General features: G+C 73.4%; 23 protein-coding genes and 1 pseudogene. 7 read left to right on the top strand and 17 right to left on the bottom strand.

Going from position 1 to position 23,417, the window contains the following annotated elements:
• Positions 1–98: 98 nt before the first annotated feature.
• From ACFO0B_RS08505 to ACFO0B_RS08495, 3 genes are read right to left on the bottom strand one after another with little or no spacing between them, the layout of a single operon-like run.
• The gene (locus tag ACFO0B_RS08505; RefSeq protein ID WP_378611773.1) at positions 99–905 is read right to left on the bottom strand and encodes a TrmH family RNA methyltransferase; all 807 of its coding nucleotides are present in this window, start codon (positions 903–905) and stop codon (positions 99–101) included.
• Positions 902–1,852 (bottom strand): tRNA (adenosine(37)-N6)-dimethylallyltransferase MiaA, encoded by a 951-nt coding sequence (gene miaA / locus ACFO0B_RS08500; protein WP_378611772.1) that lies wholly within the window; start codon positions 1,850–1,852, stop codon positions 902–904. The genes ACFO0B_RS08505 and miaA overlap by 4 nt, the downstream gene beginning before the upstream one ends.
• Complete coding sequence (locus tag ACFO0B_RS08495; protein WP_378611771.1) at positions 1,849–2,568, bottom strand: hypothetical protein; 720 nt, start codon at positions 2,566–2,568, stop codon at positions 1,849–1,851. The genes miaA and ACFO0B_RS08495 overlap by 4 nt, the downstream gene beginning before the upstream one ends.
• A 240-nt stretch (positions 2,569–2,808) precedes the next feature.
• Between ACFO0B_RS08495 and ACFO0B_RS08490 the strand changes: the two genes are divergently transcribed.
• Positions 2,809–4,191, top strand: a complete 1,383-nt coding sequence (locus tag ACFO0B_RS08490; RefSeq protein WP_378611770.1) for a DUF349 domain-containing protein — start codon at positions 2,809–2,811, stop codon at positions 4,189–4,191.
• A gap of 75 nt (positions 4,192–4,266) precedes the next feature.
• Here the strand turns inward: ACFO0B_RS08490 and ACFO0B_RS08485 are convergent, their stop codons facing one another.
• Both ACFO0B_RS08485 and miaB read right to left on the bottom strand, forming a co-directional pair.
• The gene (locus tag ACFO0B_RS08485) at positions 4,267–4,890 is read right to left on the bottom strand and encodes an Rv2732c family membrane protein (protein WP_378611769.1); all 624 of its coding nucleotides are present in this window, start codon (positions 4,888–4,890) and stop codon (positions 4,267–4,269) included.
• Positions 4,887–6,425, bottom strand: coding sequence for a tRNA (N6-isopentenyl adenosine(37)-C2)-methylthiotransferase MiaB (gene miaB / locus ACFO0B_RS08480; protein WP_378611888.1), 1,539 nt, complete (start codon positions 6,423–6,425; stop codon positions 4,887–4,889). Before miaB ends, ACFO0B_RS08485 begins: the two co-directional genes overlap by 4 nt.
• Before the next feature lie 220 nt (positions 6,426–6,645).
• On the opposite strand from miaB, the gene ACFO0B_RS08475 reads away from it, so the two are divergent.
• The 5 genes from ACFO0B_RS08475 (at position 6,646) to ACFO0B_RS08455 (ending at position 10,550) form a co-directional block, all read left to right on the top strand.
• The gene (locus ACFO0B_RS08475; RefSeq protein ID WP_378611887.1) at positions 6,646–7,374 is read left to right on the top strand and encodes an amino acid ABC transporter ATP-binding protein; all 729 of its coding nucleotides are present in this window, start codon (positions 6,646–6,648) and stop codon (positions 7,372–7,374) included.
• A 19-nt stretch (positions 7,375–7,393) separates the two neighbouring features.
• Positions 7,394–8,236 carry a glutamate ABC transporter substrate-binding protein gene (locus ACFO0B_RS08470; protein WP_378611768.1) on the top strand — a complete coding sequence of 281 codons (843 nt, stop codon included), beginning with the start codon at positions 7,394–7,396 and terminating at the stop codon, positions 8,234–8,236.
• An 85-nt stretch (positions 8,237–8,321) separates the two neighbouring features.
• Positions 8,322–8,993: an amino acid ABC transporter permease gene (locus tag ACFO0B_RS08465; protein ID WP_378611767.1), complete on the top strand. Its 672-nt coding sequence runs from the start codon at positions 8,322–8,324 to the stop codon at positions 8,991–8,993.
• A complete protein-coding gene (locus ACFO0B_RS08460) occupies positions 8,990–9,883 on the top strand; it encodes an amino acid ABC transporter permease (RefSeq protein ID WP_378611766.1) in 894 nt (297 codons plus the stop codon). The genes ACFO0B_RS08465 and ACFO0B_RS08460 overlap by 4 nt, the downstream gene beginning before the upstream one ends.
• A gap of 100 nt (positions 9,884–9,983) precedes the next feature.
• A complete protein-coding gene (locus tag ACFO0B_RS08455) occupies positions 9,984–10,550 on the top strand; it encodes a GNAT family N-acetyltransferase (protein WP_378611765.1) in 567 nt (188 codons plus the stop codon).
• 23 nt (positions 10,551–10,573) lie between these two features.
• Here the strand turns inward: ACFO0B_RS08455 and recX are convergent, their stop codons facing one another.
• The 6 genes from recX to ACFO0B_RS08425 all read right to left on the bottom strand — a co-directional run bounded on the left by recX (position 10,574) and on the right by ACFO0B_RS08425 (position 14,924).
• Positions 10,574–11,149 (bottom strand): recombination regulator RecX, encoded by a 576-nt coding sequence (gene recX, locus ACFO0B_RS08450; protein WP_378611764.1) that lies wholly within the window; start codon positions 11,147–11,149, stop codon positions 10,574–10,576.
• A gap of 139 nt (positions 11,150–11,288) precedes the next feature.
• Positions 11,289–12,332 (bottom strand): recombinase RecA, encoded by a 1,044-nt coding sequence (recA, locus tag ACFO0B_RS08445; RefSeq protein ID WP_378611763.1) that lies wholly within the window; start codon positions 12,330–12,332, stop codon positions 11,289–11,291.
• A 164-nt stretch (positions 12,333–12,496) separates the two neighbouring features.
• On the bottom strand, positions 12,497–12,691 hold the full coding sequence (locus ACFO0B_RS08440) for a DUF3046 domain-containing protein (protein WP_067656752.1): 195 nt from the start codon (positions 12,689–12,691) through the stop codon (positions 12,497–12,499).
• 109 nt (positions 12,692–12,800) lie between these two features.
• Positions 12,801–13,964, bottom strand: coding sequence for a glycosyltransferase (locus ACFO0B_RS08435; protein WP_378611762.1), 1,164 nt, complete (start codon positions 13,962–13,964; stop codon positions 12,801–12,803).
• Positions 13,965–13,995: 31 nt separating this feature from the next.
• Entirely contained in the window at positions 13,996–14,709 is a 714-nt protein-coding gene (locus ACFO0B_RS08430; RefSeq protein WP_378611761.1) for a PIG-L deacetylase family protein, read from the bottom strand.
• A gap of 35 nt (positions 14,710–14,744) precedes the next feature.
• Positions 14,745–14,924: a hypothetical protein gene (locus tag ACFO0B_RS08425; protein ID WP_378611760.1), complete on the bottom strand. Its 180-nt coding sequence runs from the start codon at positions 14,922–14,924 to the stop codon at positions 14,745–14,747.
• A 135-nt stretch (positions 14,925–15,059) separates the two neighbouring features.
• On the opposite strand from ACFO0B_RS08425, the gene ACFO0B_RS08420 reads away from it, so the two are divergent.
• Positions 15,060–16,718, top strand: a complete 1,659-nt coding sequence (locus ACFO0B_RS08420) for an alkaline phosphatase D family protein (RefSeq protein WP_378611759.1) — start codon at positions 15,060–15,062, stop codon at positions 16,716–16,718.
• Here the strand turns inward: ACFO0B_RS08420 and ACFO0B_RS08415 are convergent, their stop codons facing one another.
• The 6 genes and pseudogenes from ACFO0B_RS08415 to ACFO0B_RS08390 form a co-directional block, all read right to left on the bottom strand.
• Complete coding sequence (locus ACFO0B_RS08415; RefSeq protein ID WP_378611758.1) at positions 16,719–18,476, bottom strand: serine/threonine-protein kinase; 1,758 nt, start codon at positions 18,474–18,476, stop codon at positions 16,719–16,721. It abuts the gene before it with no gap.
• A gap of 13 nt (positions 18,477–18,489) precedes the next feature.
• Positions 18,490–20,157, bottom strand: a complete 1,668-nt coding sequence (locus ACFO0B_RS08410; RefSeq protein WP_378611757.1) for a serine/threonine-protein kinase — start codon at positions 20,155–20,157, stop codon at positions 18,490–18,492.
• Between the two features lie 46 nt (positions 20,158–20,203).
• Entirely contained in the window at positions 20,204–20,548 is a 345-nt protein-coding gene (locus ACFO0B_RS08405; protein WP_378611756.1) for a histone-like nucleoid-structuring protein Lsr2, read from the bottom strand.
• Positions 20,549–20,636: 88 nt separating this feature from the next.
• Entirely contained in the window at positions 20,637–21,506 is an 870-nt protein-coding gene (gene pspM / locus ACFO0B_RS08400; protein WP_378611755.1) for a phage shock envelope stress response protein PspM, read from the bottom strand.
• Between the two features lie 52 nt (positions 21,507–21,558).
• Positions 21,559–22,392: a PspA/IM30 family protein gene (locus tag ACFO0B_RS08395; RefSeq protein ID WP_378611754.1), complete on the bottom strand. Its 834-nt coding sequence runs from the start codon at positions 22,390–22,392 to the stop codon at positions 21,559–21,561.
• Between the two features lie 608 nt (positions 22,393–23,000).
• Positions 23,001–23,220: pseudogene (locus ACFO0B_RS08390) on the bottom strand (helix-turn-helix domain-containing protein); the annotation flags it as partial.
• Between the last annotated feature and the right edge of the window lie 197 nt (positions 23,221–23,417).

Here is a 23,417-nt window from a genome sequence, read left to right as displayed (position 1 = left end):
CGCGATCGGGCGTCCGAGACTTGCGGCTTCGCCGCTTGCGGTTCGGACGCCCGATCGCGGGACGGACCGCGAACCCGGACGGGGGGTCATTTGCTGTTCTACGGACGGTAGTCCCGGTGTTGCTGTCTGGCCATTTCGTACAGGGCGACGGTGGCGGCGGCGGTGGCGCCGATGGTGGCGGCGGCGCCGGGGATGGTGAGGTGGTCGGTGCCGGGCCAGGTACCGCGCTCGTCGCCGACGACGACGACGGTCGCCTGGTCGAACGGGTACTCGTCGACCGGTATTCCGGTGGTGCCGCCGGGGAGCACCACGCGGGTGGGGATGCCGCGGCGGCGCTGGCGCTCGGCGAAGGCCAGCACCTGGGCGGCGCCCCCGGCGCGGAAGACCGGAACGGCGAAGAGCGAGCCGGTGGAGGCGCGCACGGTGCGCGGGTCGTGGTGGTCGGCGCCGGGGCCGGTGATCACCACCCCGGCCGCGCCGAAGGCGTCGGCGGTGCGGATGAGCGCGCCGAGCACGTCCGGCGAGTCGGGGCGGTCGGCGACCAGCACCACCGGCGGCGGGCCGCCGGGCACGCCGGGCGCGAAGTCGTCCAGTTCGCCGGGGCGGGAGACGGCGACCGCGACCAGCTCGGGCATGCCGTCACCGAGCTCGGCCATGAGCTCGGGCACCAGCCCGACCCGGGGCACCCGGCTGGTGTCGAGCACCTCGCGCGCCCAGCCGGAGAGCTCCGGCCCGCCGAGCCGGTAGACGAGCGTCTCCAGCGGCCACTCGCAGGCCAGCGCGCGGGTGATCGGCCGGACGCCGTGCACCAGGAAGCGGCCGTCGCGCAGCCGCTTGCCGCGGTTCGTCAGATACCCCTGCCACACCTGGACCGAGGCCGTGCGCGGCCGCGCTGATCGACTCACTGCGCTGAACGTTCCTTTCCCGTGCCCACCGGTTCGCCCGCCGCGTGCGCGGCCACCGCCGCCAGCGTGGCCGCGCGCAGCGCCGGGTCGGCGCCGTCCAGCCAGTGCACCCGCGGGTCGCGGCGGAACCACGAGCGCTGCCTGCGCACATACCGCCTGGTACCGATCAGCGTGCGCTCGACCGCGTGGTTCAGGTCGTATTCGTCGTCGAGGTGGGCGAGGACTTGTGCGTATCCGATGGCCCGGCGCGCCGTCACCCCGTCGCGCAGCCCGCGCCCGAGCAGTCCGCGGACCTCGTCCACCAGCCCGGCCTCGAACATGTGCGCCGTGCGGAGCTCGATCCTGGCGTCCAGCTCCGCGGTCGCCCGGTCCAGGCCGAGCAGCAGCGTGTTCCAGCGTGGGGTGCCGATCACCGGGGCCGAGGCGGCGAACGGGCGCCCGGTCAGCTCGACCACCTCCAGCGCGCGCACCATGCGCCTGCCATCGGTGGGCAGGATGGTCGCCGCGGCCACCGGGTCGGCCGCGCGCAGCGCGGCGTGCACCGCGGCGAGCCCCTGCTCCGCCAAGACCCCTTCCCACCTGGCCCGCACCGCCGGATCGGTGGCCGGGAACTCCCACTGGTCCAGCAGCGCCTGCACGTACATCATGGAGCCGCCGACGATCACCGGGACCCGCCCGCGCGCCCGGATCGCCTCGACGTCGGCGGCGGCCGCGGCCTGGTACGCGGCAACGGTCGCGGTCGCGGTCACCTCGAGGACGTCGAGCTGGTGGTGCGGGATGCCGCGGCGCTCGGCGGGCGCCAGTTTGGCGGTGCCGATATCCATCCCCCGATACAGCTGCATGGCGTCGATGTTCACGATCTCGCCGCCGAGCTGCTCGGCCAGGAACAGCCCGAGGTCGGACTTGCCGGTGGCGGTGGGGCCGATCACCGCTACCGGTGCGCTCACGCGGGCCGCCACAGCCCGGCGTGGTACCCGACCCCGAACGGCGCGCCCTGGAAGCGGGTCTCCGCCGCCACGGCGCCGTCCCGGCCGAGCAGCCCCGCCAGCGCCTGGTAGCCCACGCGGCCGCGGAGCACGAGGTCGGCGCAGAGCGCGGGGTCGAGCTCGAGCAGCACCGCGCGGTCGCCGGTGGCGAGCGCGGTGTCCAGCGCGCGCTGCACCGCGGGGGCGCGTTCGTCCAGGTAGCCGGGGGATGCGGTGGTGAGGGTGGCGGCGCCGTCGGCGATCAGCAGGACGCCGCGCGGCTCGGGCGTCGCGTCGAGTTCGGCGCGCAGCCGGGCGCCGAAGTCCGCCGCCGCGCGCGCCGACGTCTCCTCGGGCAGCAGCCGGACCTCGGCGTTCGCGCCCGGAGCGGCGGCACCGCGGGCCCAGGCCGCGATCAGCACCGGCAGCTCGAGCTCGGGATCGGGCTCCGCGGTGGCGTCCGGGCCGAGCGCGACCGTGAGGTCGACGCCGTAGCCGCGGAAGGTGCCGACGGTGTCCGGGCCGTACTGCCCCCGCCCGGTGCCGAGCACCGTCCAGCTGCCGGATTCCGCCGCCAGCGCGCCGAGTGCGTCGAGCACCGCCGCCCGCAGCGCGGGCACGCCCGGTTCGGCCGCACCACCACACAACTCGGGAACGAGAACGGGTGGCGCCGGCATCAGAGCCGCGACGGAGAACACCCCGACAACGGTAGCCGCCGGTTGCCCGGCGACCGCCGCGGGTTCGAGTGTCTCTGCCGCAAAACCCCCGGACATTGATAGTGTTCGGGGAGCGACAACCCAGGTCACCACGGGTCGGGCGACCTGGTGGTCCCCTTCGCGGGGGCGTGGATCGAATGGTCTCGAGGGCTCGCACCGGGTTGAATGGGGTGAGCCAGGGCGTAATCAGGCAGCCGTGACGCGCGGCAGGGACGAGGAGCAATGACCGACACCAACGGAACCGCCGACGCCGGCCGCCCTACACCGGTACCGCACCCGTCCGGTGCGCCCAAGCCCGGCGGCCCCGTCCCCCGTCCCCCGAAGCCGCACGCCGTCAAGCCCGCTCCCGGCCCCGCCGCCCAGCATCCGCATCCCGTCGTCGTCCCGACCGTCAGCGACCCGAGCAAGTGGGGCCGGGTCGACGAGGACGGCACCGCCTGGGTGCGGACCGCCGACGGCGAGCGCCAGGTCGGCTCCTGGCAGGCCGGCGACGCCACCGAGGGGCTGGCGCACTTCGGCCGCCGCTTCGACGACCTGGCCACCGAGGTCGCGCTGCTGGAGGCCAGGCTCGCCGCCGGCGCCGACGCCCGCAAGACCAGGGCCGCCGCCGTCGCGCTCGCCGAGTCGCTGCCGACCGCCGCCGTGATCGGCGACATCGACGGCCTCGCCGCCCGGCTCGCTGCCATCGCCGAGCACTCCGAGGAAGCCGCCGCGCACGCCCGCGAGGAGAAGGAGCGCGCTCGGCACGAGCACACCGAACGCAAGGAGGCGCTGGCCGCCGAGGCGGAGAAGATCGCCGCCGAATCCACCCAGTGGAAGTCCGCGGGCGATCGGTTGCGCGAGATCCTGGACGAGTGGAAGACCATCCGCGGCGTCGACCGCAAGGTGGACGACGCGCTGTGGCGCCGCTACTCCAAAGCGCGCGAGTCCTTCAACCGCCGCCGCGGCGCGCACTTCGCCGAGCTCGACCGCGAGCGCGCCACCGCCAAGACGCACAAGGAAGAACTGTGCGTGCGGGCCGAGGCGCTCTCCGGCTCCACCGACTGGGTCGGCACCGCCGGCGTCTTCCGCGACCTGCTCGCCGAGTGGAAGGCCGCCGGCCGGGCACCCCGCGAGGCGGACGAGGCGCTGTGGCGCCGGTTCAAGAGCGCGCAGGACGTCTTCTTCGCGGCCCGCAACTCCGCCGCCTCCGAGCGGGACGCGGAGTTGGAGCACAATGCCACCGCCAAGGAGGAGCTGCTCCGCACGCACGCGCACATCGACCCGGCCACCGACCTGGAGGGCGCTCGCGCCGCACTGCGCGACCTGCAGGAGAAGTGGGACGCGCTCGGCAAGGTGCCGCGCGAGCGGATGCAGGACCTGGAGGGCAAGCTGCGCGCCATCGAGAAGAAGGTGCGCGAGGCGGTCGACGCCCAGTGGCGGCGCAGTGATCCGGAGGCGGTCGCCCGCGCCGCGCAGTTCCGCGAGCGGGTGCAGCAGTTCGAGGAGCAGGCCGCCAAGGCGCAGGCCGCGGGCAAGAAGCGGGATGCCGAGCGGGCCCTGGAGCAGGCCAAGCAGTGGCGCGAATGGGCCGAGGCCGCCGAAGGGGCGGTCAGCAACCTCTGACCCGAGGCCCCCGGTGAGCGGATCAGGCGTGCCGGGCCGACCTCGCGGGTGCGCGGCTGGTACGGCGACAGGCGCTCAGCGTTCGCCGAAGCGCTTCTTGCGCTCCTCTTCCTCCGCGGCGGCGGCGACCGCACGGCGCTGCTCCTCGGCGGCGAGGTGCACGGCAGTTCGACTCCAGACCACCTTCACCCAGTGGAAGGTGAGCACGGCGGCGGCGATGGTGCCGATGATCAGCCCGACGCCCGGCCCCGCGCCGATGTAGTTGTTCAACCCCGGCGTCTGCCGGTGCCAGATGGAGAAGACACCGAAGGCGCTGGCGATCGCCGACCCGGCGAGCGCGACCCAGGCCAGCGCCCAGCGCCTCGTCATCAGCGCGAGCAGCGAGAAGCCGATCCCGAAGACCGTCACGAACCAGATGAAGATCCGGGAGGGCAGCCCGATGTGCTCGATCCGCGCCGCGTCGGTGCCGAGCAGTACGTCGAAGCCGCGCGCCGACCCGGCGTGCGCGAGTACCAGCGAGATCAGCAGCGCGAAGACCGCGACCGCCACCACCAGCGCGCGGGCGCCGGGGTCGATCTCCCCCGCGACCCGCCGCTCGACGGCATCGATCTCGGCGCGCATCTGCTCCAGGTTCTCGACCGAATTCACGTCGTCTCCTTCTCTGCCCGGCTCCGAGCCGGGATCGGCAGGACCGGTCACGTGCCGCACCCGGTGCCGCAGCCGCTGCTCACCGGCTGCACGGCGGGGGCGCCGATGGCGGGCAGCCCGAGCCCGACCCCGATGGGAGCGGTCTTCGGGGTGATCCCGCGCTCGTGCGCGTCCCCGGCCCTGGTCCGGCGGTGGGCGGTGATCGGCGAGTCGGCGATCAGGTGGTGCGGTGCGGCGCCGGTCACCGTGACGGTCACCAGGTCGCCGGGGCGGATGCCGTCGAGTTCCGGGCGGAAGTGCACCAGCCTGCCGTCCCTGGCGCGGCCGCTCATCCGCGCGGTGGCGGCATTCTTCTTGCCCGCGCCCTCGGCGACGAGCAGCTCCACCTCGGCGCCGACCAGCGCCCGGTTGCCCGCCAGCGACATCTCTTCCTGCAGCGCGATCAGCCGCTCGTACCGCGCCTGCACCACGGCCTTCGGCAGCTGGTCCGGCAGTTCGGCGGCCGGTGTCCCCGGCCGCTTCGAGTACTGGAAGGTGTACGCGCTGGTGAAGCGGGCCCGCCGGACCACCTCGAGGGTCTGCTCGAAGTCCTCCTCGGTCTCGCCGGGGAAGCCGACGATGATGTCGGTGGTGATCGCGGCGTGCGGCATGGCGGCCCGCACCTTGTCGATGATGCCCAGGTAGCGCGCCTGCCGGTAGGAGCGGCGCATGGCCTTGAGCACCCGGTCCGAGCCGGACTGCAGCGGCATGTGCAGTTGCGGACAGATGTTCGGGGTGGCCGCCATCGCCTCGATGACGTCGTCGGTGAATTCCGCCGGGTGCGGCGAGGTGAAGCGCACCCGCTCCAGGCCGTCGATGTCGCCGCAGGCGCGCAGCAGCTTGGCGAACGCGCCGCGATCGCGCGGCTGCGCCGGGTCGGCGAACGAGGCACCGTAGGCGTTGACGTTCTGCCCGAGCAGCGTCACCTCCAGCACGCCCTGGTCGACCAGCGCCCGCACCTCGGCGAGCACGTCGCCGGGGGGCCGGTCCACCTCCTTGCCGCGCAGCGCGGGGACGATGCAGAAGGTGCAGGTGTTGTTGCAGCCGACGGAGATGGAGACCCAGCCCGCGTAGGCGGACTCGCGCTTGGCCGGCAGCGTGGAGGGGAACGCCTCCAGCGAGTCCAGGATCTCCACCTGGGCCTCGGCATTGTGCCTGGCACGCTCCAGCAGCACCGGCAGCGAACCGAGGTTGTGCGTGCCGAAGACCACATCCACCCAGGGCGCGCGGCGGACGACGGTGTCCCGGTCCTTCTGCGCCAGGCAGCCGCCGACCGCGATCTGCATGCCGGGCCTGCCTGCCTTCGCCGGCGCCAGGTGCCCGAGCGTGCCGTAGAGCTTGTTGTCCGCGTTCTCCCGCACCGCGCAGGTGTTGAGCACCACCAGATCGGGCTCCGCCCCCGGCGCGGCCCGGACGTACCCGGCCTCCTCGAGCAGCCCGGAGAGCCGCTCGGAGTCGTGCACGTTCATCTGGCAGCCGAAGGTGCGCACCTCGTAGCTGCGGCCGGCGCCGGCCTCCGCGGCCGGGAGCACCGCCGTCCGTCCCATCGAATCCACCCGATCAGCCTACGGGGGCCACCGGGGGTGGGCAGACGAGGGTACCGCCAGGTTACGGGGGTATGTCGAATCGGCGCGGCGCGGCGGTGTGTCACCGAAAGCAGGGCAAAACCCGGTTTTCCCTTTAAGGTCAGTGACCATGACCGACGACGCCGCCGCACCCGGGGCCACCGGGGACATCCCCGCCGCTGCGCCGGCGGGCGCTCCGCCGATGATCGCGATGCGCAAGGTGGACAAGCACTTCGGCGCGCTGCACGTGCTCCGCGACATCAATCTGGAGGTGCCGCGCGGGCAGGTGGTGATCGTGCTCGGGCCGTCGGGCTCCGGCAAGTCCACGCTCTGCCGCACCATCAACCGGCTGGAGCCGATCGACTCCGGTGAGATCGCGGTGGACGGCATCCCGCTGCCCGCCGAGGGCAAGGCGCTGGCCGCGCTGCGCGCCGATGTCGGCATGGTCTTCCAGTCGTTCAACCTGTTCGCGCACAAGACGATCCTGGACAACGTCATGCTGGCGCCGCTCAAGGTGCGCAAGCTGAAGAAGGACGCGGCGCGCGAGCAGGCGGAGGTGCTGCTGGAGCGGGTCGGCATCGCCGACCAGGCGGACAAGTACCCCGCGCAGCTCTCCGGCGGCCAGCAGCAGCGCGTCGCCATCGCCCGCGCGCTCGCGATGAATCCCAAGGTCATGCTCTTCGACGAGCCGACGTCGGCGCTCGACCCGGAGATGGTCAACGAGGTGCTCGAGGTGATGGTCGCGCTGGCCAAGGAGGGGATGACCATGGTCGTGGTCACCCACGAGATGGGCTTCGCCCGGCGCGCCGGTGACCGGGTGCTCTTCATGGCGGACGGCCAGGTCGTCGAGGACGCCGAGCCCGAGGCGTTCTTCACCGCCCCGAAATCGGACCGGGCCAAGGACTTCCTGGGCAAGATCCTGAGCCACTAGGAAAGAGAGAAGGAACTCGATGAGGATCAACCGCGCGTTGCGCGCCGGGATCGGTGCGGTCGCTCTGGCGCTGGCCGTGGCGAGCACGGCCGCCTGTGGTGGCGGCTCCGACAAGTCCGCCGTGGAGAACGCCAAGGACGGCAAGCTCACCATCGGCATCAAGTTCGACCAGCCCGGCCTCGGTCTGCGCAACAAGGACGGCTCCTACAGCGGGTTCGACGTCGAGGTCGCCGAGTACGTGGCGGGCAAGCTCGGGGTGCAGCCGGACCAGATCACCTTCAAGGAGGCGCCGTCGGCCCAGCGCGAGACGCTGATCGAGAACGGGCAGGTCGACCTGATCGTCGCCACCTACTCGATCAACGACAAGCGCAAGGAGAAGGTCGACTTCGCCGGGCCGTACTTCGTGGCGGGCCAGTCGCTGCTGGTCAAGGCCGACAACACCACCATCACCGGGCCGGAGTCGCTGACCGGCGGCAAGAAGCTCTGCTCGGTCAAGGGCTCGACCCCGGCGCAGAACGTCAAGGACAAGTACGCGAACGACGTGCAGCTGCAGGAGTACGACACCTACTCGCTCTGCGTCGAGGCGCTGCGCAGCGGCTCGGTGGACGCGGTGACCACCGACGACATCATCCTGGCCGGTTTCGCCGCCCAGTCGCCGGGCCAGCTGAAGGTGGTCGGCAAGCCGTTCACCACGGAGAACTACGGCATCGGACTGAAGAAGGGCGATCAGGAGACCCGCGACGCGGTCAACGACGCCATCGAGGCGATGATCGCCGACGGCTCCTGGGCCGACGCGCTGAACCAGACCTTCGGCGCCACCGGATACCAGATCCCGGCGCCGCCGACGGTGAACCGCTACTGACCCGCTCGGCGAGGGCGGCCCGGCGTGCCGGGCCGCCCTCGCCGGTCTTCCCCCGTCCACCCTCGATCGCAAGGGACGCGCGCTCGTGTTCGATCTGATCTCGCGGTACGACGACCAGATACTGGACGCCTTCTGGGTGACCATCCAGCTGACGCTGCTCTCCTCCGTCGGCGCGCTGGTGCTCGGCACGATCGTGGCCGGGCTGCGGGTCTCGCCGGTGCCGATCGCGCGCGGTGTCGGGACCGCCTACGTCACGCTGATCCGCAACACCCCGCTCACGCTGATCATCGTCTTCTGCTCGCTCGGGCTGTACTCCACCATGGGGCTCACGCTCGGCGGCGAGACGCTGAACGCCATCAACTTCCGCTGGGCCATCGTGGGCCTGAGCGTGTACACCGCCGCGTTCGTCTGCGAGTCGCTGCGCTCCGGCATCAACACGGTTCCGCTCGGGCAGTCCGAGGCGGGCCGCTCGCTCGGGCTCGGGTTCAGCCAGAACCTGCGGCTGATCGTGCTGCCGCAGGCCTTCCGCGCGGTGGTCGCGCCGCTGGGCAGTGTGCTGATCGCGCTCACCAAGAACTCCACCATCGCCTCCGCCATCGGCGTCGCCGAGGCGGCCGCGCTGATGGCGACCATGAACGAGACGGAGGCCGACCTGCTGGCGATCGGCGCGATCTTCGCCCTCGGCTTCGTGATCCTGACCCTGCCCACCGGCCTCTTCTTCGGCTGGCTGGCCAAGCGATTCGAGGTGGCCCGATGAGCGCCGCGCCGTCGGTCCTGTTCGACGCACCCGGCCCGAGGGCCAGGCTGCGCAATCACTTCTTCACCGCGATCGTGGTGGTGCTCGTCGCCGCCGGGCTGTGGCTGGCCATCTCCGCCTTCGCGGACAAGGGGCAGTTCGCGGCGGACAAGTGGACGCCGTTCCTGGAGGTCTCGGTCTGGGAGACGTACCTGCTGCCCGGCCTGCGCGGCACCATCGTCGCCGCGCTGCTCTCCATCGTGCTCGCGCTGGTGCTCGGCATGATCTTCGGCGTCCTGCGGCTCTCCGAGCACCGGCCGGTGCGCTGGTTCGCGAGCGTGGTGGTGGAGCTGTCGCGCGCCATCCCCGTGCTGATTCTGATGATCTTCCTGTTCGCGGTCTTCGCCGAGTACGACCTGTTCATGTCGGAGGATCTGGCGCTCGCCGCCGTGGTCACCGCGCTCACCATCTACAACGGGTCGGTGATCGCCGAGATCGTGCGGGCCGGTATCCGCTCGCTGCCGCGCGGGCAGAGCGAGGCCGCGGTGGCGCTCGGGCTGCGCAAGAACCAGCTCATGCGGCTGATCCTGCTGCCGCAGGCGATCACCGCCATGCTGCCCGCGCTGATCTCGCAGATGGTGGTGGCGCTCAAGGACTCCGCGCTCGGCTACCAGATCACCTACGTCGAGATCGTGCGCTCCGGGCAGCAGCTCGGGTCGTCGGAGAGCAACACCATTCCCGCGCTCATGGTGGTCGCGCTCGTCATGATCCTGCTGAACAGCCTGCTCACCTATGTCGCCACCCAGGTGGAGCGGCGGTTGCGCACCCGCAAGAAGAAGGGGACCGCGGTGCTCGCAGCCGACTCGGTGGTCACCGATGCCGCACCGGGTGTGGACATCACCAAGAAGTGACCTCCGGGCGCGGGCCGCACCCGGACCGGCACCGTTCGCCGCCGGAACGACCGTGCCGAATTCGGTGGCGCCCGCGGCCGCGGCTGCGCAGAATCGTCGTGTGCCCCTTCTGGATTCGTCCCCGGTCGAGCTGACGCTGTTCGACGGCTCGCAACCGGTACTGACCGACGGCGAGCTCACGCTCCGGCCGTGGACGGCCGCCGACGCCGACGCGGTGTACCGCGCCTTCACCGACCCGGCGGTCATGCGCTGGCATCGCAGGCGCGCCGATTCGGTGGCGGAGGCCGAGGGCTGGATCCGCGACTGGCGGGCGACGTGGCCCGCGCGCACCGCGGCCAACTGGGCCGCCGCCGCCGACGGGGCGGTGACCGGCCGGGTCTCGCTCACCGGGTTCGACTTCCGCTCCGGTACCGCACAGGTCGCGTACTGGACGCTCCCCGCGGCGCGCGGCCGCGGCTCGGCGCCGCGCGGGGTCCGGGCCGCCGTAGCGTGGGCGTTCGAGGTCGGCTTCCACCGGCTCGAGCTCACGCACTCGGTGCACAACACCGCCTCCTGCCGGACGGCGGAGAAGTCCGGCTTCCCCCTGGAGAGCACCCAGCGCGAGGCCGGGTTGCACGCGGACGGCTGGCACGACATGCACCTGCACGCCCTGGTCACACCGGGCTGAGAGGGCGTGCGCCCGGACTCGGGTCACTCCTCCGCGAGTTCGGTGCCTCCGCTGTACCCGGCGGCATCGAGTTCGGCGCGGACCACCGGGAAGGCGACCGAGGCCGGGTAGCCGCGGCGGGCGAGCATGGCGGACAGCCGGCGGAGTGCGGTGTCGCGGTCGACGCTCGCGGGCAGGCTACGCAGTTTGCGACGCACCAGTTCGGCGGCGCGCTCCTGTTCGTCGTCGCCGCTGATGGCGTCCAACGCGGCCGCGGCCGTCTCCGGCGCGACCCCCTTGCGGCGCAGCTCCTGGGCGAGCGCGGCCCGGCCCTTCCCGGAGAAGGTGTGCCTGGCCTGCACCCACTGCTCGGCGAAGGCGGCGTCGTCGACCAGCCCGACCTCGGCGAGCCGGTCGATCGCGGCCGCCGTCACCTCGGCGTCGAAACCCTTGGCGGACAGCCGCTGCACCAGTTCGGCACGGCTGCGAGCGCGGACGGCGAGCAGGCGAAGACAGGCTTCCTTCGCCTGCTCGACCGTCCCACCCTGCGGGGCACCCCCCTGCGCCACGCGGCCGGAGCCGGACGGCGCGGGTTCCTCCCGCCCGGGCCCGGCCGCCACCGGACCCGCCCGCCGACGGCCGGCACCACCGCGGCCGTCCGGCGGAAGATCGTTCCCCCCCGGCTTGCTCTCCAGTTCCCGCAACCGCCGCCGGACCTCGTCCACCGGATCGGACCCGGCGCGGCGGCTACGGACGGGCTCAGAAATCGGCGGGCACCTCGGCGCCCTCGACCGCGGTCACGTCGGCACCGATGCCGAGCTTCTCCTTGATCTTCTTCTCGATCTCGTCGCGCACGTCGATGTTCTCCAGCAGGAACTTCCTGGCGTTCTCCTTGCCCTGGCCCAGCTGGTCGCCCTCGTAGGTGTACCAGGAGCCGGACTTGCGGATGAAGCCGTGCTCGACGCCCATGTCGATGAGCGAGCCCTCCTTGGAGATGCCCTGGCCGTAGAGGATGTCGAACTCGGCCTGCTTGAACGGCGGCGAGACCTTGTTCTTCACGACCTTGACCCGGGTGCGGTTGCCCACCGCGTCGCTGCCGTCCTTCAGCGTCTCGATGCGGCGCACGTCGAGCCGGACCGAGGCGTAGAACTTGAGCGCCTTGCCGCCGGTGGTGGTCTCCGGCGAGCCGAACATGACGCCGATCTTCTCGCGCAGCTGGTTGATGAAGATGGCGGTGGTGCCGGAGTTGTTGAGCGCGCCGGTCATCTTGCGCAGCGCCTGGCTCATCAGCCTGGCCTGCAGGCCGACGTGGCTGTCGCCCATCTCGCCCTCGATCTCGGCGCGCGGGACGAGGGCGGCCACCGAGTCGATGACGATGATGTCGATGGCGCCGGAGCGCACCAGCATGTCCGCGATCTCCAGCGCCTGCTCACCGGTGTCCGGCTGGGAGACGAGCAGCGCGTCGGTGTCGACGCCGAGCTTCTTCGCGTACTCCGGATCCAGCGCGTGCTCCGCGTCGATGAACGCGGCGACGCCGCCGGCGGCCTGGGCGTTGGCGACCGCGTGCAGCGCGACGGTCGTCTTACCCGACGACTCCGGGCCGTAGATCTCGACGACCCGGCCGCGCGGCAGCCCGCCGATGCCGAGCGCGACGTCGAGGGCGATGGAGCCGGTCGGGATCACCGAGATGGGCTGCCGCGCCTCCTCGCCGAGCCGCATGACCGCACCCTTGCCGAAGCTCTTCTCGACCTGGGCGAGCGCCAGTTCCAGTGCCTTGTCGCGGTCGTAAGCCTGTGGTGCCATGTCGATCCCCTTCACTCGGGAAGCTGATGTGGTCGGCGCTCCGGCTCGGGGAGAAGAAGCGCTTCCTGGTGGTTGGCGCCCACACTAGAGCGCGGCACCGACAAGTTCTGGCGCCCAGCCTAGACGAACAGGTGTTCGAGTCAAGCCGCCCCGCCGGGCCGGCGTCACCACCGGACCCGCGGCACGTCGAACTCGGCGCAGAGTGCGCGCCAGACCTCGCGGGGATCGACCCCCGCCTCGATGGCCTGTGCGCCGGTCCGCCCGCCGAGCGCGAGGATGACGTGGTCGGCGAGCAGCGTGTCGCCCCTGGCCACACCGAATTCGGTGTGCAGGAGTTCGGAGAATTCGGTCAACCGCACCGTGCCGAAGATACCGGGCCCGGTGCGCACCCGCGCCGCGCCGGCCCGCCATGTCCGGCGCATCGGGAATCGGCGCGCTGTCGCATCCCCCGTCCGGCGCACCGGCGGATCAGCGCACCGCGGACCGCTCCAGCACCCCGTGGCAGAGCGCGACCGGGTCGGCGACCGCGGCGGCGCTCGCCGCCGCGGCACCTGCCGCGACGGTGTATCCGGGCTGCTCCAGCACCCGCAGCACCGCGGCCCGGACGGCGTCGGCGGTCAGCGGCCGGATCAGCAGCGAGCCGCCCTGGCGGGCGGCGCGGTTGGCGAGCTCCCACTGGTCGCCGCCGCCGGGAACGGTGACCACCGGCACCCCGGCGAGCAGGCTCTTGGCCAGCAGCCCGTGCCCGCCGCCGCCGATCACCACCGCGGCCTGCCGCACCAGCACGTCCTGCCTGCCGAGCCCAGCACGCACCCAGCCGGGCAGCTCCGGCGGCGGGGCGTCGAGCATGGAGACGGCGACCCGGACCCCGGCACCGTCCAGCCCCTCGACCACGGTCTCCACCATCCCGGCGACCCCGGTGTGCGCGGTGGAGGGCGCCACCATGACCAGGGGTTCGGTGCCCGGCGGCGGCTCCAGCACGGCGTCGGTGGGCTCCCAGAGCAGCGGCCCGACCACGTGCGTGTGCGCCGGCCAGTCCGGGCGCGGCACCTCGAGCGCGGGCAGGGTGGCGATCAGCCGGGCGGCGGGGCCGGGATCCGCGCCCGGTAGCCCGACCCCCTCGCGGGCCGCGGCGCGCTGCCGGTGCCCGGCGGCGACGTCGCGCGCGGTGAGCGCGCGCAGCACGGTGTCCCTGGCCCGGCCGCGCAGCCCGGTGCCGGGGGCAAGGCCGCTGCCGATCGGCGGCAGCCCCTTCGAGGGCAGGTAGAGCGGGTGCGGCGAGAGCTCGACCCAGGGCACGCCGAGCCGCTCGGCGGCCATCCCGCCGCCGGCGGTGAGCACGTCGGAGACGACCAGGTCGGGGCGGAGAGCGTCGAGGTCGGGCAGGATCTCGGTGGAGATGTGCGCGGCGCGCTCGTGGATCCGCCTGCCCGCGTCGGCGTCGTCGTCGACGGCGCGCGGCGCCAACCCTCTGAGCCGGCGCACCGCGATCCCCGCCGCCGCGGCGGTCTCGAACCAGCGCGGGCCGGTGAAGAGCACCGCTTCGTCCCCGGCGGCGCGGAAGCGCTCGCACAGGGCCAGCGCGGGGAAGGCATGTCCTGGGTCGGGTCCGGCCACCACGGCTACGCGCATCCGCCCACCCTGCCACACCGCCCCGGCGGGATCAGTCGCGGAAGTGGTACAGCGTGAAGCCGACGGCCCGCGCGGCCGGGAAGTCCGCGCGCGGCCCCGTCCCCTGCTCGACGATCTCGGCGACCTGCTCGTCGACCGGCCGCTCCGGGGCGAGCACCTCCAGGTAGCGGCGGTGCGCGGCGAGCGAGGCGTGCGCCTGCGGGATGACCTCGGTGACGTCGACGGCGTGGTCGCCACCGGGCTCGAAGACGGCGGCCCAGCGCGCCGTCCACGGCGGCAGCTCGGCGAGCTCGGGGAAGATCCACTCGTTGCCCGCGTCGGCGACGGCGTCCAGCGCGGCCCGGCCGGTGGCCCTGTGATCGGCGCTGTTCGGGTAGCCGGGCGCCCAGACCGGGCCGAAGTGCATGAGCACCACCAGCTCGGGACGGTGCCGCCGGATGGCGGCGGCCAGATCGCGGCGTAGCGCGAGGCTCTCCTCGATCCGGCCGTCCGGGTAGCCGAGGAACTCCACGGCGCGCACGCCCACCTCGGCGGCCGCGGCCCGCTCCTCGCGCTCGCGCAGCGGCCCCGCCTGCGCGGGGGGCACCCCGGCCATCCCGGCCTCACCGCTGGTGACCAGCAGGTACCCGATGTCCTTGCCCTGGCCGGTCCAGCGCGCGACCGCGGCGGCCGCCCCGTACTCGATGTCGTCGGGGTGGGCCGCGATCACCAACCCGCGCTGCCAGTCCTCCGGAAGCTGCCGCATGCCCGCGAAGTTACCGCGTGCTCGCCGCGGCGGAGTTACAACTTCGACACCGTGTTGTCTCCGCTCCCGGCCACCGCCTTGTAGAGCAGGTAGAGCCCGCCGACGATCACGGCCAGCACCAGCAGCGGGAACAGCCCCTTCAGCAGCGCCCCGATGATCGCCACCGCGATCCACACCAGCGCGACCACTCCGATGATCTTCCACACCATTGCCATCTCTCCTTCGGTTCGTCCTGCTTCGAGCATGGCAGCCGAACGGCGGTGAAACAGCTGGTGAAAGCTGATATCAGGGTAGATTTCGGGGTTGCCACCGACCCGGCCTCCGCGGGTATCCGCACGTACCCTGACGGAGTGGCCATCTCACGTCGGCAATTCGGGCGGTTCGGTGGCGCCGCCCTGGTGGCGGTGCTCGCCGGTACGGCCGCGGCGAGCAGCACCCGGTTCCCGGCGCCGCGCTGGCTCGGTGACCCGTTCTCGCTCGGGGTGGCCTCCGGCGACCCGACGCCGGAGGGCTTCGTGCTCTGGACCCGGCTCGCCCCCGACCCCACCGCCCCGGACGGCCTCGCGGGCACCCCGTTGGCCCCGGTCAGCGTGGACTACGAGGTGGCGAACGACGAGCAGTTCCGCGCGGTGGTCGCCCGCGGCACCGCGGTCGCGAGCCGCGACCTCGGGCACAGCGTGCACCCGGAGGTCAGCGGGCTGGAGCCGGACCGCTGGTACTACTACCGCTTCCGCGCCGGCTCGGCGATCTCCCCGGTGGGGCGCACCCGCACCGCACCCGCGCTCGGGCAGCGGCTGGAGCGGATGCGCTTCGCCTTCGCCTCCTGCCAGTCCTGGACCTCCGGCTACTTCACCGCCTACGACCACATGAGCCGGGAGGACCTGGACCTGGTGGTGCACCTCGGCGACTACATCTACGAGATGGGCTGGATTCGCGGCCGTGCGGGCCAGGAGGTCTGGGAGCCGCAGTTCGAGGGCGAGGCGGTCGACCTGCGCGGCTACCGGCTGCGCTACGCGCAGGCCAAGGCGGAGGCGCCGCTGCGGGCCGCGCACGCCGCCTTCCCGTGGCTGGTCACCATGGACGACCACGAGGTGGACAACAACTGGGCCGCGGATTCGCCCGGGCTCGGCGTCACCGTGCAGCAGCTCCGGCCGCTCTTCCTGAAGCGGCGCGCCGCCGCCTTCCAGGCCATGTACGAGCACCAGCCACTGCGGCTCGCGCAGCTACCGCGGGGGCCGTCGATGCTGCTGCACCGGCGCTACCGCTTCGGCGACCTCGCCGACTTCACCATGCTCGACACCAGGCAGTACCGCACCGCGCAGGCCTGCGGCGACGGCAACGTGGTGACCGGCTGCGACGAGCGCGCGAACCCGGAGCGCACCATGCTCGGCGCCGGGCAGCGGGAGTGGCTGCTGGACGGGCTGGCGAACTCGCCCGCGCGCTGGCAGGTGCTCGGCAACCAGGTGGGGATGAGCCGCACCGACATGGACACCGGCCCCGAGGTGGCGCTGCCCACCGACCCGTGGGACGGCTACCTCGCCGACCGGGCCGCCGTGCTCGGTGCCGCCACCCGGCTGGGCGGCCGGAACATGGTGGTGATCACCGGCGACCGGCACGAGAACCACGCCGCCGACCTGCGCCGCGACCACGCCGACCTCGGGTCGCCGGTGGTCTCGGCCGAGTTCACCGGTACCTCGATCACCAGCGGCGGCGACGGCGCGGACATGACGCCGCGCGGGCGCACCATGCTGGACGCCAATCCGGACATCAAGTTCTTCAACGGGCAGCGCGGGTACGTCCGGGTCGAGCTCGACCACGAGCTGTGGCGCTCCGATTTCCGGGTGCTGCCGTACGTGCGCAGGCGCGGCGCGCCGATCGAGACCAGGGCCGCGTACGTGGTCGAGGACGGGGTGCCCGGGGTGCGGGAGGCGTGGCGGCCGGAGCCGCCGCGCGGGGCCGGGGGCGCGGGCGAGCGGCCGGACAGCGCGGAGGCGGCGCCGACCCGCTGATCAGAGCGGGAGCTCCGGCCACCACCGCCGGTACAGGTCGTCGCCGGTGTGGAAGTCCCAGTTCGCGTCGACGACCACCCAGGCGCGGGCCGGGTCGTCGAACTTGACCGTCAGCATGCCGGTGTCGGCGCCCGGGTAGTGGCTCCAGCGGACCCGGCCGGTGCCGGAGGGGCGGGTCCACGGCTCTTCTCGGGTGGTGGCGTTCTCGATATTGGTCGTGAAGTCACTGTCCCGGCGCGGGTCGCCGCGGCGGTAGGACCAGACGTAGTACTTCACGCCGTCGTCCTGGGTGCACTCCAGGGCCGGGGCGCCGCCGTTGTTCAGCACGTTCATGCTGGTGCAGCGGGCGCCGCGGTAGCCGGTGGCGCCGGGGTCCGGCGGGAGGAGGCCGGGGAAGAGGGCGACGAGGTCGGCGTCGCGCCCCCAGGCCGGGTTCGCCGGGCTCGGGGTCGTGGTGGGGGTCGTCGTGGGCGGGGCGGTCGTGGTCATCGCGGTCGGTTCGGCCGGGGTGCCGGTGCCGGTGACGGTCGATGGGCTGACGGCGAGGGTGACGGCGGTGCCGACGACGAGGACCGCCGCGAGCGCCGCGGCCGCGCGGAACCAGGTGCCGGACAGGAGGCTTCGCCGCTGGTTCGTCGCGGGGGCGGGGTATCCGACCTGCTGCGACGCACTCGGGACCAGACTCGAACCGCTCGGCTGCGGTGCACGCGGGCCGAGACCCGAGCCGCCCGGCTGCGGTGCACGCGGGACGGGATTCGAGGCGTCCGGCGGCAGCGGGGGTGGTGCCGAGGCGGGCGGGTCCGGGTGCGGGCGGATCAGGGTGGGGTCGCTCGGGGCGGGGACGCTCGGGGCGGGGACGCTCGCCGAGCGGACCGGAGGAATCGGCACACCCGCCAGCGGCGAGACCGCCTGCGAGACCACGGCGTCGAGGGCGGCGCGGGCGGCGGCGGCGAAGGAGCGGCAGTCCGGGAACCGCTGCTCCCGATCCTTCGCCATGGCGGTCGCGATCACCGCGTCCAGCCCCACCGGCAACCCGGGCACCACGGTGGACGGTCGCGGCGGCGGCTCCATGAGGTGCGCGCCGAGCACCGCGGCGGGCGTGCTGCGGGTGAACGGCAGCGCGCCGGTGAGCATCTGGAACAGCGTGGCACCGAGCGCGTAGATATCGGCGCGATGGTCGAGCGGATCGCCCCGGATCTGTTCCGGCGCCACGTACCCCAGCGTGGCGATCAGCGCACCCGCCTCGGTGAGCGCGCTGTCGTCGGCGCGGCTGCGCGCGATCCCGAAGTCGGTGACGAAGACGTGGTCCGCCCCGTCGTCGTCGGCGACGAGCAGGTTGGCCGGTTTGACGTCGCGGTGCAGCAGCCCGCGCCGGTGCGCCGAATCCAACCCTGCGCCTGCCTGGGTGAGGATCTGCACCGCGCGCCGCGGGTCCAGCCTGCCGCCGTCGGCGCGGATCAGCTCCGCGACGTCCGGCCCGGCGACGAAGCGCATGGACATCCAGAGCAGGTCGTCCTCGGTGCCGCGGTCGTAGATCTCCACGATGTTCGGGTGGTCGAGCTGCACCGCCAGCTCGGCCTCGCGCCGGAACCGGGCGCGAAACTCCGGGTCGGCCCCGGCCACCGGGTCGAGCACCTTGAGCGCCACCGAGCGCGGCAGCCGCGGGTGCCTGGCCAGGTAGACGGTGCCCATTCCGCCCGCGCCGAGGGTGCGTTCGATGCGGTGCCCGGCGAACACCGTGCCCGGGGTCAGGGTCATGGGAGCGGCCTCCTCAGAGCGGGGCGCCGGCGAACCAGCGGTCGTAGACGTCCCGGCCGCCGCGGCCGCCGGAGGCGCCCACCGTGCAGAAGCTGCGGGCCGGGTCGTCGAAGGCGATGTCGAGCAGGCCGTAGCCGGCGGTGCTGTCGGTGGCGTAGCGGAGGCTGCCGGTGCCGCTCGGCCTGGTCCAGCGCTCCTCGTGCGGGGCGGCGTAGCCGCTCCCCGCCCTGGTGTAGGTGACCGGGCGGCGGGTCGGATCGCAGCGGATATTGACGCTGAAGCCGTCGTCGGCCTCCGCCGGGCAGTGCAGCCAGGCGCCGCGGTCGTCGTTCAGCGCGCAGCGCATGCCGAGGTAGCCGGTGCCCTCCGGGTCGGCGGGGACCAGGCCGGGGAACGCGTCGGCGATGTAGGCGGCATCGCCCCACGCGGACGTCGGTGGTGCCGAGGTCGCCGGCGGACGGGTGGTCGTCGGCGCGATGACGGTCGTCGTTGTCGCGGGGGTGGCGGTGCCGGTCGGGTCGGGGCGGGTCAGGACCACGAGCGTGGCCGCGGCCACGAGGCCGAGCACCACGAGGGCGCCCGCCGCGACGGGCCGGCGGTTCCGCCTGCCCGGCGCGGAGCCGGGAGCGCTCGCGAAGCCGGGCGAACCCCCCGCACCGCCGGGAGGCGGGCCGGTGGGGGCGCCCGCGGCCGGGGCTCCGGGAGCGGGACGCCCCGGGACAACGCACGACCCGGCCACACTCGCCGCGCCGCCGGTGGGCGGTGAACCGGTGCTGCCGTTCGGCTGCACCGTCGAGAACCCGGACGGCACCCCGGAAGCGGGCCCGCCATCGGCTCCCGCGGGGCCGAGCGCGGCCACCGCCGCCTCCGCCAGCGCCCCGCAGCTCGCGAACCGCTCCCCCGGCTCCTTCGCCATGGCCTTCGCGATCACCGCGTCCAGGGCGGGCGGCAGCGCGGGGTTCTGCGCGGAGGCGCGGGGCGGCGGTTCGAAGAGGTGCGCCGCCATCGCGGCGGCCGGCTGCCGCGCACCGAACGGCTTGCCGCCGGTCAGCAACTCGAAGAGGGTGCAGCCGAGCGAGTACACATCGGCGCGCCGGTCCACCGGGCCACCGGTGAGCAGCTCCGGCGCGGCGTAGGCGAAGGTGGCGAGCACCGAACCGGTGACGGTGAGCGCGGTGGGCGCGTCGAGCGGCCTGGCGATGCCGAAGTCGGTGAGCCGGACGACGTCGTTCCCCTCGTCGTCGGCGGCGACCATGATGTTGGCCGGTTTGACGTCGCGGTGGAGCAGGTCGTTCCGGTGCGCGGCGTCCAGCCCGCGCGCGGCGGCCGCGACGATCCGCACGGCACGCGCGGGCGGCAGCTCGGCGGGCCCGCGCCGAATCAGCTCGGCGGCGTCCACCCCGTCCACGTACCGCATGGCGATCCAGAGCGTCTCACCCTCGGCGCCGCGGTCGTAGACGGCGACCACGTTGGGGTGTTCCAGGCGGGCGGCCAGATCGGCCTCGCGCGCGAACCTGGCGCGGAACTCCGGGTCGGCCCCGAGCCCGGGGTCGAGTACCTTCAGCGCGTCCCGCCGCGGCAGCCGCGGGTGCTGGGCGAGGTACACCGCACCCATTCCACCGGCCCCCAGCCGACGCAGGACGCGATAACCGGCGAATGTCTCGCCAGGGCGCAGCACCACGACACCACCTCCTCCCACGCTGGAGGATACCTACTCCGCGGCGTTGTCAGGAGTGCGCGGGATGCGCCGTCCGGTAGGCCGTGACCACCTCGTCCGGCACCCGGCCGCGCGAGGAGATGTCGAAACCGTTCTCCCTGGCCCAGCGCCGAATGGCGGTGGCGTCCTCGCCCGCCCGTCCGGCGGCGGGCTGCTCGCCCGCCCGTCGGCGGCGCCCGCCGACCCGGCGGGCGTGCCGCACCCACTCCGCGAGCTCGGCGCGCAGCCGCTCGGCGTTCGCCGACGACAGGTCGATCTCGTAGGTGACTCCGTCGAGACCGAACACGATGGTCTCGTCGGCCGCCGACTCCCCGTCGAAATCGTCGACCGTCGTCACGACCACCCGCTGCGCCATAGTTTCCCTGTCCTTCTGCCAGAACCGTTCGGAGACAGGACATTACACACCCCCGCCGCTCGCTGCCCGGTAGCCGCGCCGGAATGCGCTACCGACCGTGCGGCGGAAGGGGGGCGCGGCCGTCGTCGGCGAGTTCGGTGAGTGCCTGCGCCCAGCCGTCCAGGCGGTCGGCGGCGTGCCTGAGGTCGGCCACGATGAGGTCGAAATTGTAGTGCACGACACCGGTTTCCGGCACCGCGAGCAACCCGCCGGCGGCGGCGACCAGCTGCTCGTACTCCGCCACCCCGGCGTCCAGCCGGGTGACCGCGGCGCGGACGGTCTCGCGCAGCGAACCGGCGGTCGCGGGGTTGGCCTGGCCGATGGCGTCGGCGGCCTGCTCCATCGCCTGCACGTCGGTGATCAGCGCGGCGAGCGCCGCGGCGCCGGAGCCCGCGGTCTCGCGCAGGTCGGCGAGCTCGTCCGACGGAAGCCTTCCGGTGCGCGCGATCTGGGTGACCAGTGCGTGCATGGCCCGCTCGGCCCGGTCCAGCCTGCCCGCGGCGGTGCGGGCGGCGGAGCGCAGCGGCGGCAGTTTGCGCGGCCGGTAGGCGGCCTGCGGCAGCGGGAGCTGCCGCAGTTGCAGGTAGCGCCGCGCGCTGATCGCGCCACCGGTGACCAGCGCGACCGCGCCGCCACCGAGCACCACCACGGCCCAGACCGGCGCGGAGAGCACGATCAGCCCGACCGCGCCGACGGTGGTGAGCCCGCCCGCGGTGCCGAGCCGCAGGCTGGTGCGCCGGGCCCGGCGCCGCCTGCGCAGCTCGCGCTCCCTCGGGTCGGCCCAGCGGCGCACCGCCACCAGCGCGTTCTCGCCGATATCCCGCAGCGTCGCCGCCGCGGGCGCCGGGACCTGCTGCACGGCGGTGGTTTTCGCGCGGCCGAGCCACGTCGGTCCCGGCTCGGGCTGCTGGCGGCTCATCGGGCTGGCCTCCCCTTCTCGGTCGAACCGCACCGGCCGGGCCGGTGCGCACTCACTGCTGGGCGGTCTGCCCCTTGTTCAGGTCGGCCTGCTGCACGGCCGGGTTGGGCTGCGACTGGCCCTGGCCGACGGCGGGTGCGGCGCCGCCCGCGGGCAGCGACTCGCCGCGCATGGAGGCGCGGATCTGCTCCAGCTTGCTGTGCCCCGCCATCTGGACACTGGCCTGCTGCACCTCGAGCATCCGGCCCTGCACCGTGTTCTGCGCGAGCTCGGCGGCGCCGAGCGCGTTGGCGTAGCGGCGCTCGATCTTCTCCCGCACGGCGTCCAGGCTCGGGGTGCTGCCCGGGGCGGAGAGCGTGGAGTCCATCTGCTGCAGCGAGGCCGAGACCTGCTCCTGCATCTTGGCCTGCTCCAGCTGGCTGAGCAGCTTGGTGCGCTCGGCGACCTTCTGCTGCAGCAGCATGGCGTTCTGCTCGACCGCCTTCTTGGCCTGCGCGGCCGCCTGCAGCGACTGGTCGTGCAGCACCTTGAGATCCTCCACCGACTGCTCGGCGGTGACCAGCTGGGCGGCGAACGCCTCGGCGGCGTTGGTGTACTGCACGCCCTTCTCGGCGTCGCCCGCCGCGATGGCCTGGTCGGCGAGCAGAACGGCCTGCCGCGCATTGGCGTTCAGCTTCTCGACCTCGTCGAGCTGCCGGTTCAGCTTCATCTCCAGCTGGCGCTGGTTGCCGATCACCGATGCGGCCTGCTGCGAGAGCGCCTGGTGCTGCCGCTGGGCCTCCTCGATCGCCTGCTGAATCTGGACCTTGGGGTCGGCGTGCTCCTCGATCTTGGAGTCGAAGAGGGCCATCAGGTACTTCCAGGCCTTCGCGAACGGATTAGCCATCGGTTGATCCCGCCTCCATCTGACGCGCCACGTCGCGACGCGGCTGCGGTGCGCGACCGTCACGCACCCGTTGTCGGTTTCTATCCTCCACCATGTGGCACCCGGATCCACCGCGACCGGGCACACCGAATCTAGTCGCAGATCGGGGCCGCGCGCAGGGTGCGGCGCCGATCACCAGCTGTTCACCAGCGCGAGGGTGTCGCCGCGCGGCGCCGGGATCACGATCCTGGTCTCCACCGGGAGCGGGCGGCCCGCCCCCGGCGTCATCACCACGCTGCCCGGCACGATCGCATCCGCGCCGGGGAGGTCGGCGGCGTCCGGCGCGCCGACCGCGTCCGGGCCGGTGCCGATCCCGGCCGGAACCGGGACCGCCTCGTCCGGTGCCTGCCACGCGGGCGGGTCGTCGGGTGCGGCGCGCGTGGCCGACATGGTGGCGCCGGCCGGGGCCGCCGCGGGCTCCGACCCGGCGCCGCGCTCGGCACCCGCGTCGGTGAAGCCCGCCGGTTCGGTGCTCCGGTCGGGCGCCTGCTCGCGCCCCGGCTCGGCGGGGGCGCCGGCCAGCACCGGCTCCAGCTCGCCGAGCGGCCCGAACCCGTCGGCATCGGCCATGATCGTGCTCACGTCCCAGAGCACCCGGGAGAGCGGCACGTCGAGCGCCGAGCAGATGGCGGCCAGCAGTTCGCTGGATGCCTCCTTGCGCCCGCGCTCGACCTCGGAGAGGTAGCCGAGGCTGACCCGGGCCGAGGTGGACACTTCGCGCAGGGTGCGGTGCTGCGCGAGACGCGCACGCCGCAGACTGTCCCCGATCGCCTCTCGCAGCAGCGTCATGTCGTACTCCTCTTCCTCGCACACCGGCCGCCACTCCCCGCGCGGCTCGCGGGCCGGTGGCGGCGCGGCCGGACCTCCGGCGCACACCGTTCTCTGGCACAACGCGCCGCGGCGCCGATCGGTTCCCGCGTTCGCTCCGGGTTCACCCGGATTTCACAGCCGGATTCCCTCCACCGCGGGTCCGGGTTCTCCCGGGT

The organism is Nocardia jiangsuensis (genome assembly GCF_042650385.1).
GTDB classification, from domain to species: Bacteria; Actinomycetota; Actinomycetes; order Mycobacteriales; family Mycobacteriaceae; genus Nocardia; species Nocardia jiangsuensis.
The sequence above is the reverse complement of the archived record's forward strand: the minus strand, read 5'-3'. Positions and strand labels throughout refer to the sequence as shown.

Coding starts and splice junctions, on each gene's coding strand:
- ACFO0B_RS08490 (WP_378611770.1), top strand. CDS start 2,809: ATGACCGACACCAACGGAACCGCCGACGCCGGCCGCCCTACACCGGTA.
- miaB (WP_378611888.1), bottom strand. CDS start 6,425: ATGGGACGGACGGCGGTGCTCCCGGCCGCGGAGGCCGGCGCCGGCCGC.
- ACFO0B_RS08475 (WP_378611887.1), top strand. CDS start 6,646: ATGATCGCGATGCGCAAGGTGGACAAGCACTTCGGCGCGCTGCACGTG.
- ACFO0B_RS08470 (WP_378611768.1), top strand. CDS start 7,394: ATGAGGATCAACCGCGCGTTGCGCGCCGGGATCGGTGCGGTCGCTCTG.
- ACFO0B_RS08460 (WP_378611766.1), top strand. CDS start 8,990: ATGAGCGCCGCGCCGTCGGTCCTGTTCGACGCACCCGGCCCGAGGGCC.
- recA (WP_378611763.1), bottom strand. CDS start 12,332: ATGGCACCACAGGCTTACGACCGCGACAAGGCACTGGAACTGGCGCTC.
- ACFO0B_RS08435 (WP_378611762.1), bottom strand. CDS start 13,964: ATGCGCGTAGCCGTGGTGGCCGGACCCGACCCAGGACATGCCTTCCCC.
- ACFO0B_RS08430 (WP_378611761.1), bottom strand. CDS start 14,709: ATGCGGCAGCTTCCGGAGGACTGGCAGCGCGGGTTGGTGATCGCGGCC.
- ACFO0B_RS08425 (WP_378611760.1), bottom strand. CDS start 14,924: ATGGCAATGGTGTGGAAGATCATCGGAGTGGTCGCGCTGGTGTGGATC.
- ACFO0B_RS08415 (WP_378611758.1), bottom strand. CDS start 18,476: ATGACCCTGACCCCGGGCACGGTGTTCGCCGGGCACCGCATCGAACGC.
- ACFO0B_RS08405 (WP_378611756.1), bottom strand. CDS start 20,548: ATGGCGCAGCGGGTGGTCGTGACGACGGTCGACGATTTCGACGGGGAG.
- pspM (WP_378611755.1), bottom strand. CDS start 21,506: ATGAGCCGCCAGCAGCCCGAGCCGGGACCGACGTGGCTCGGCCGCGCG.
- ACFO0B_RS08395 (WP_378611754.1), bottom strand. CDS start 22,392: ATGGCTAATCCGTTCGCGAAGGCCTGGAAGTACCTGATGGCCCTCTTC.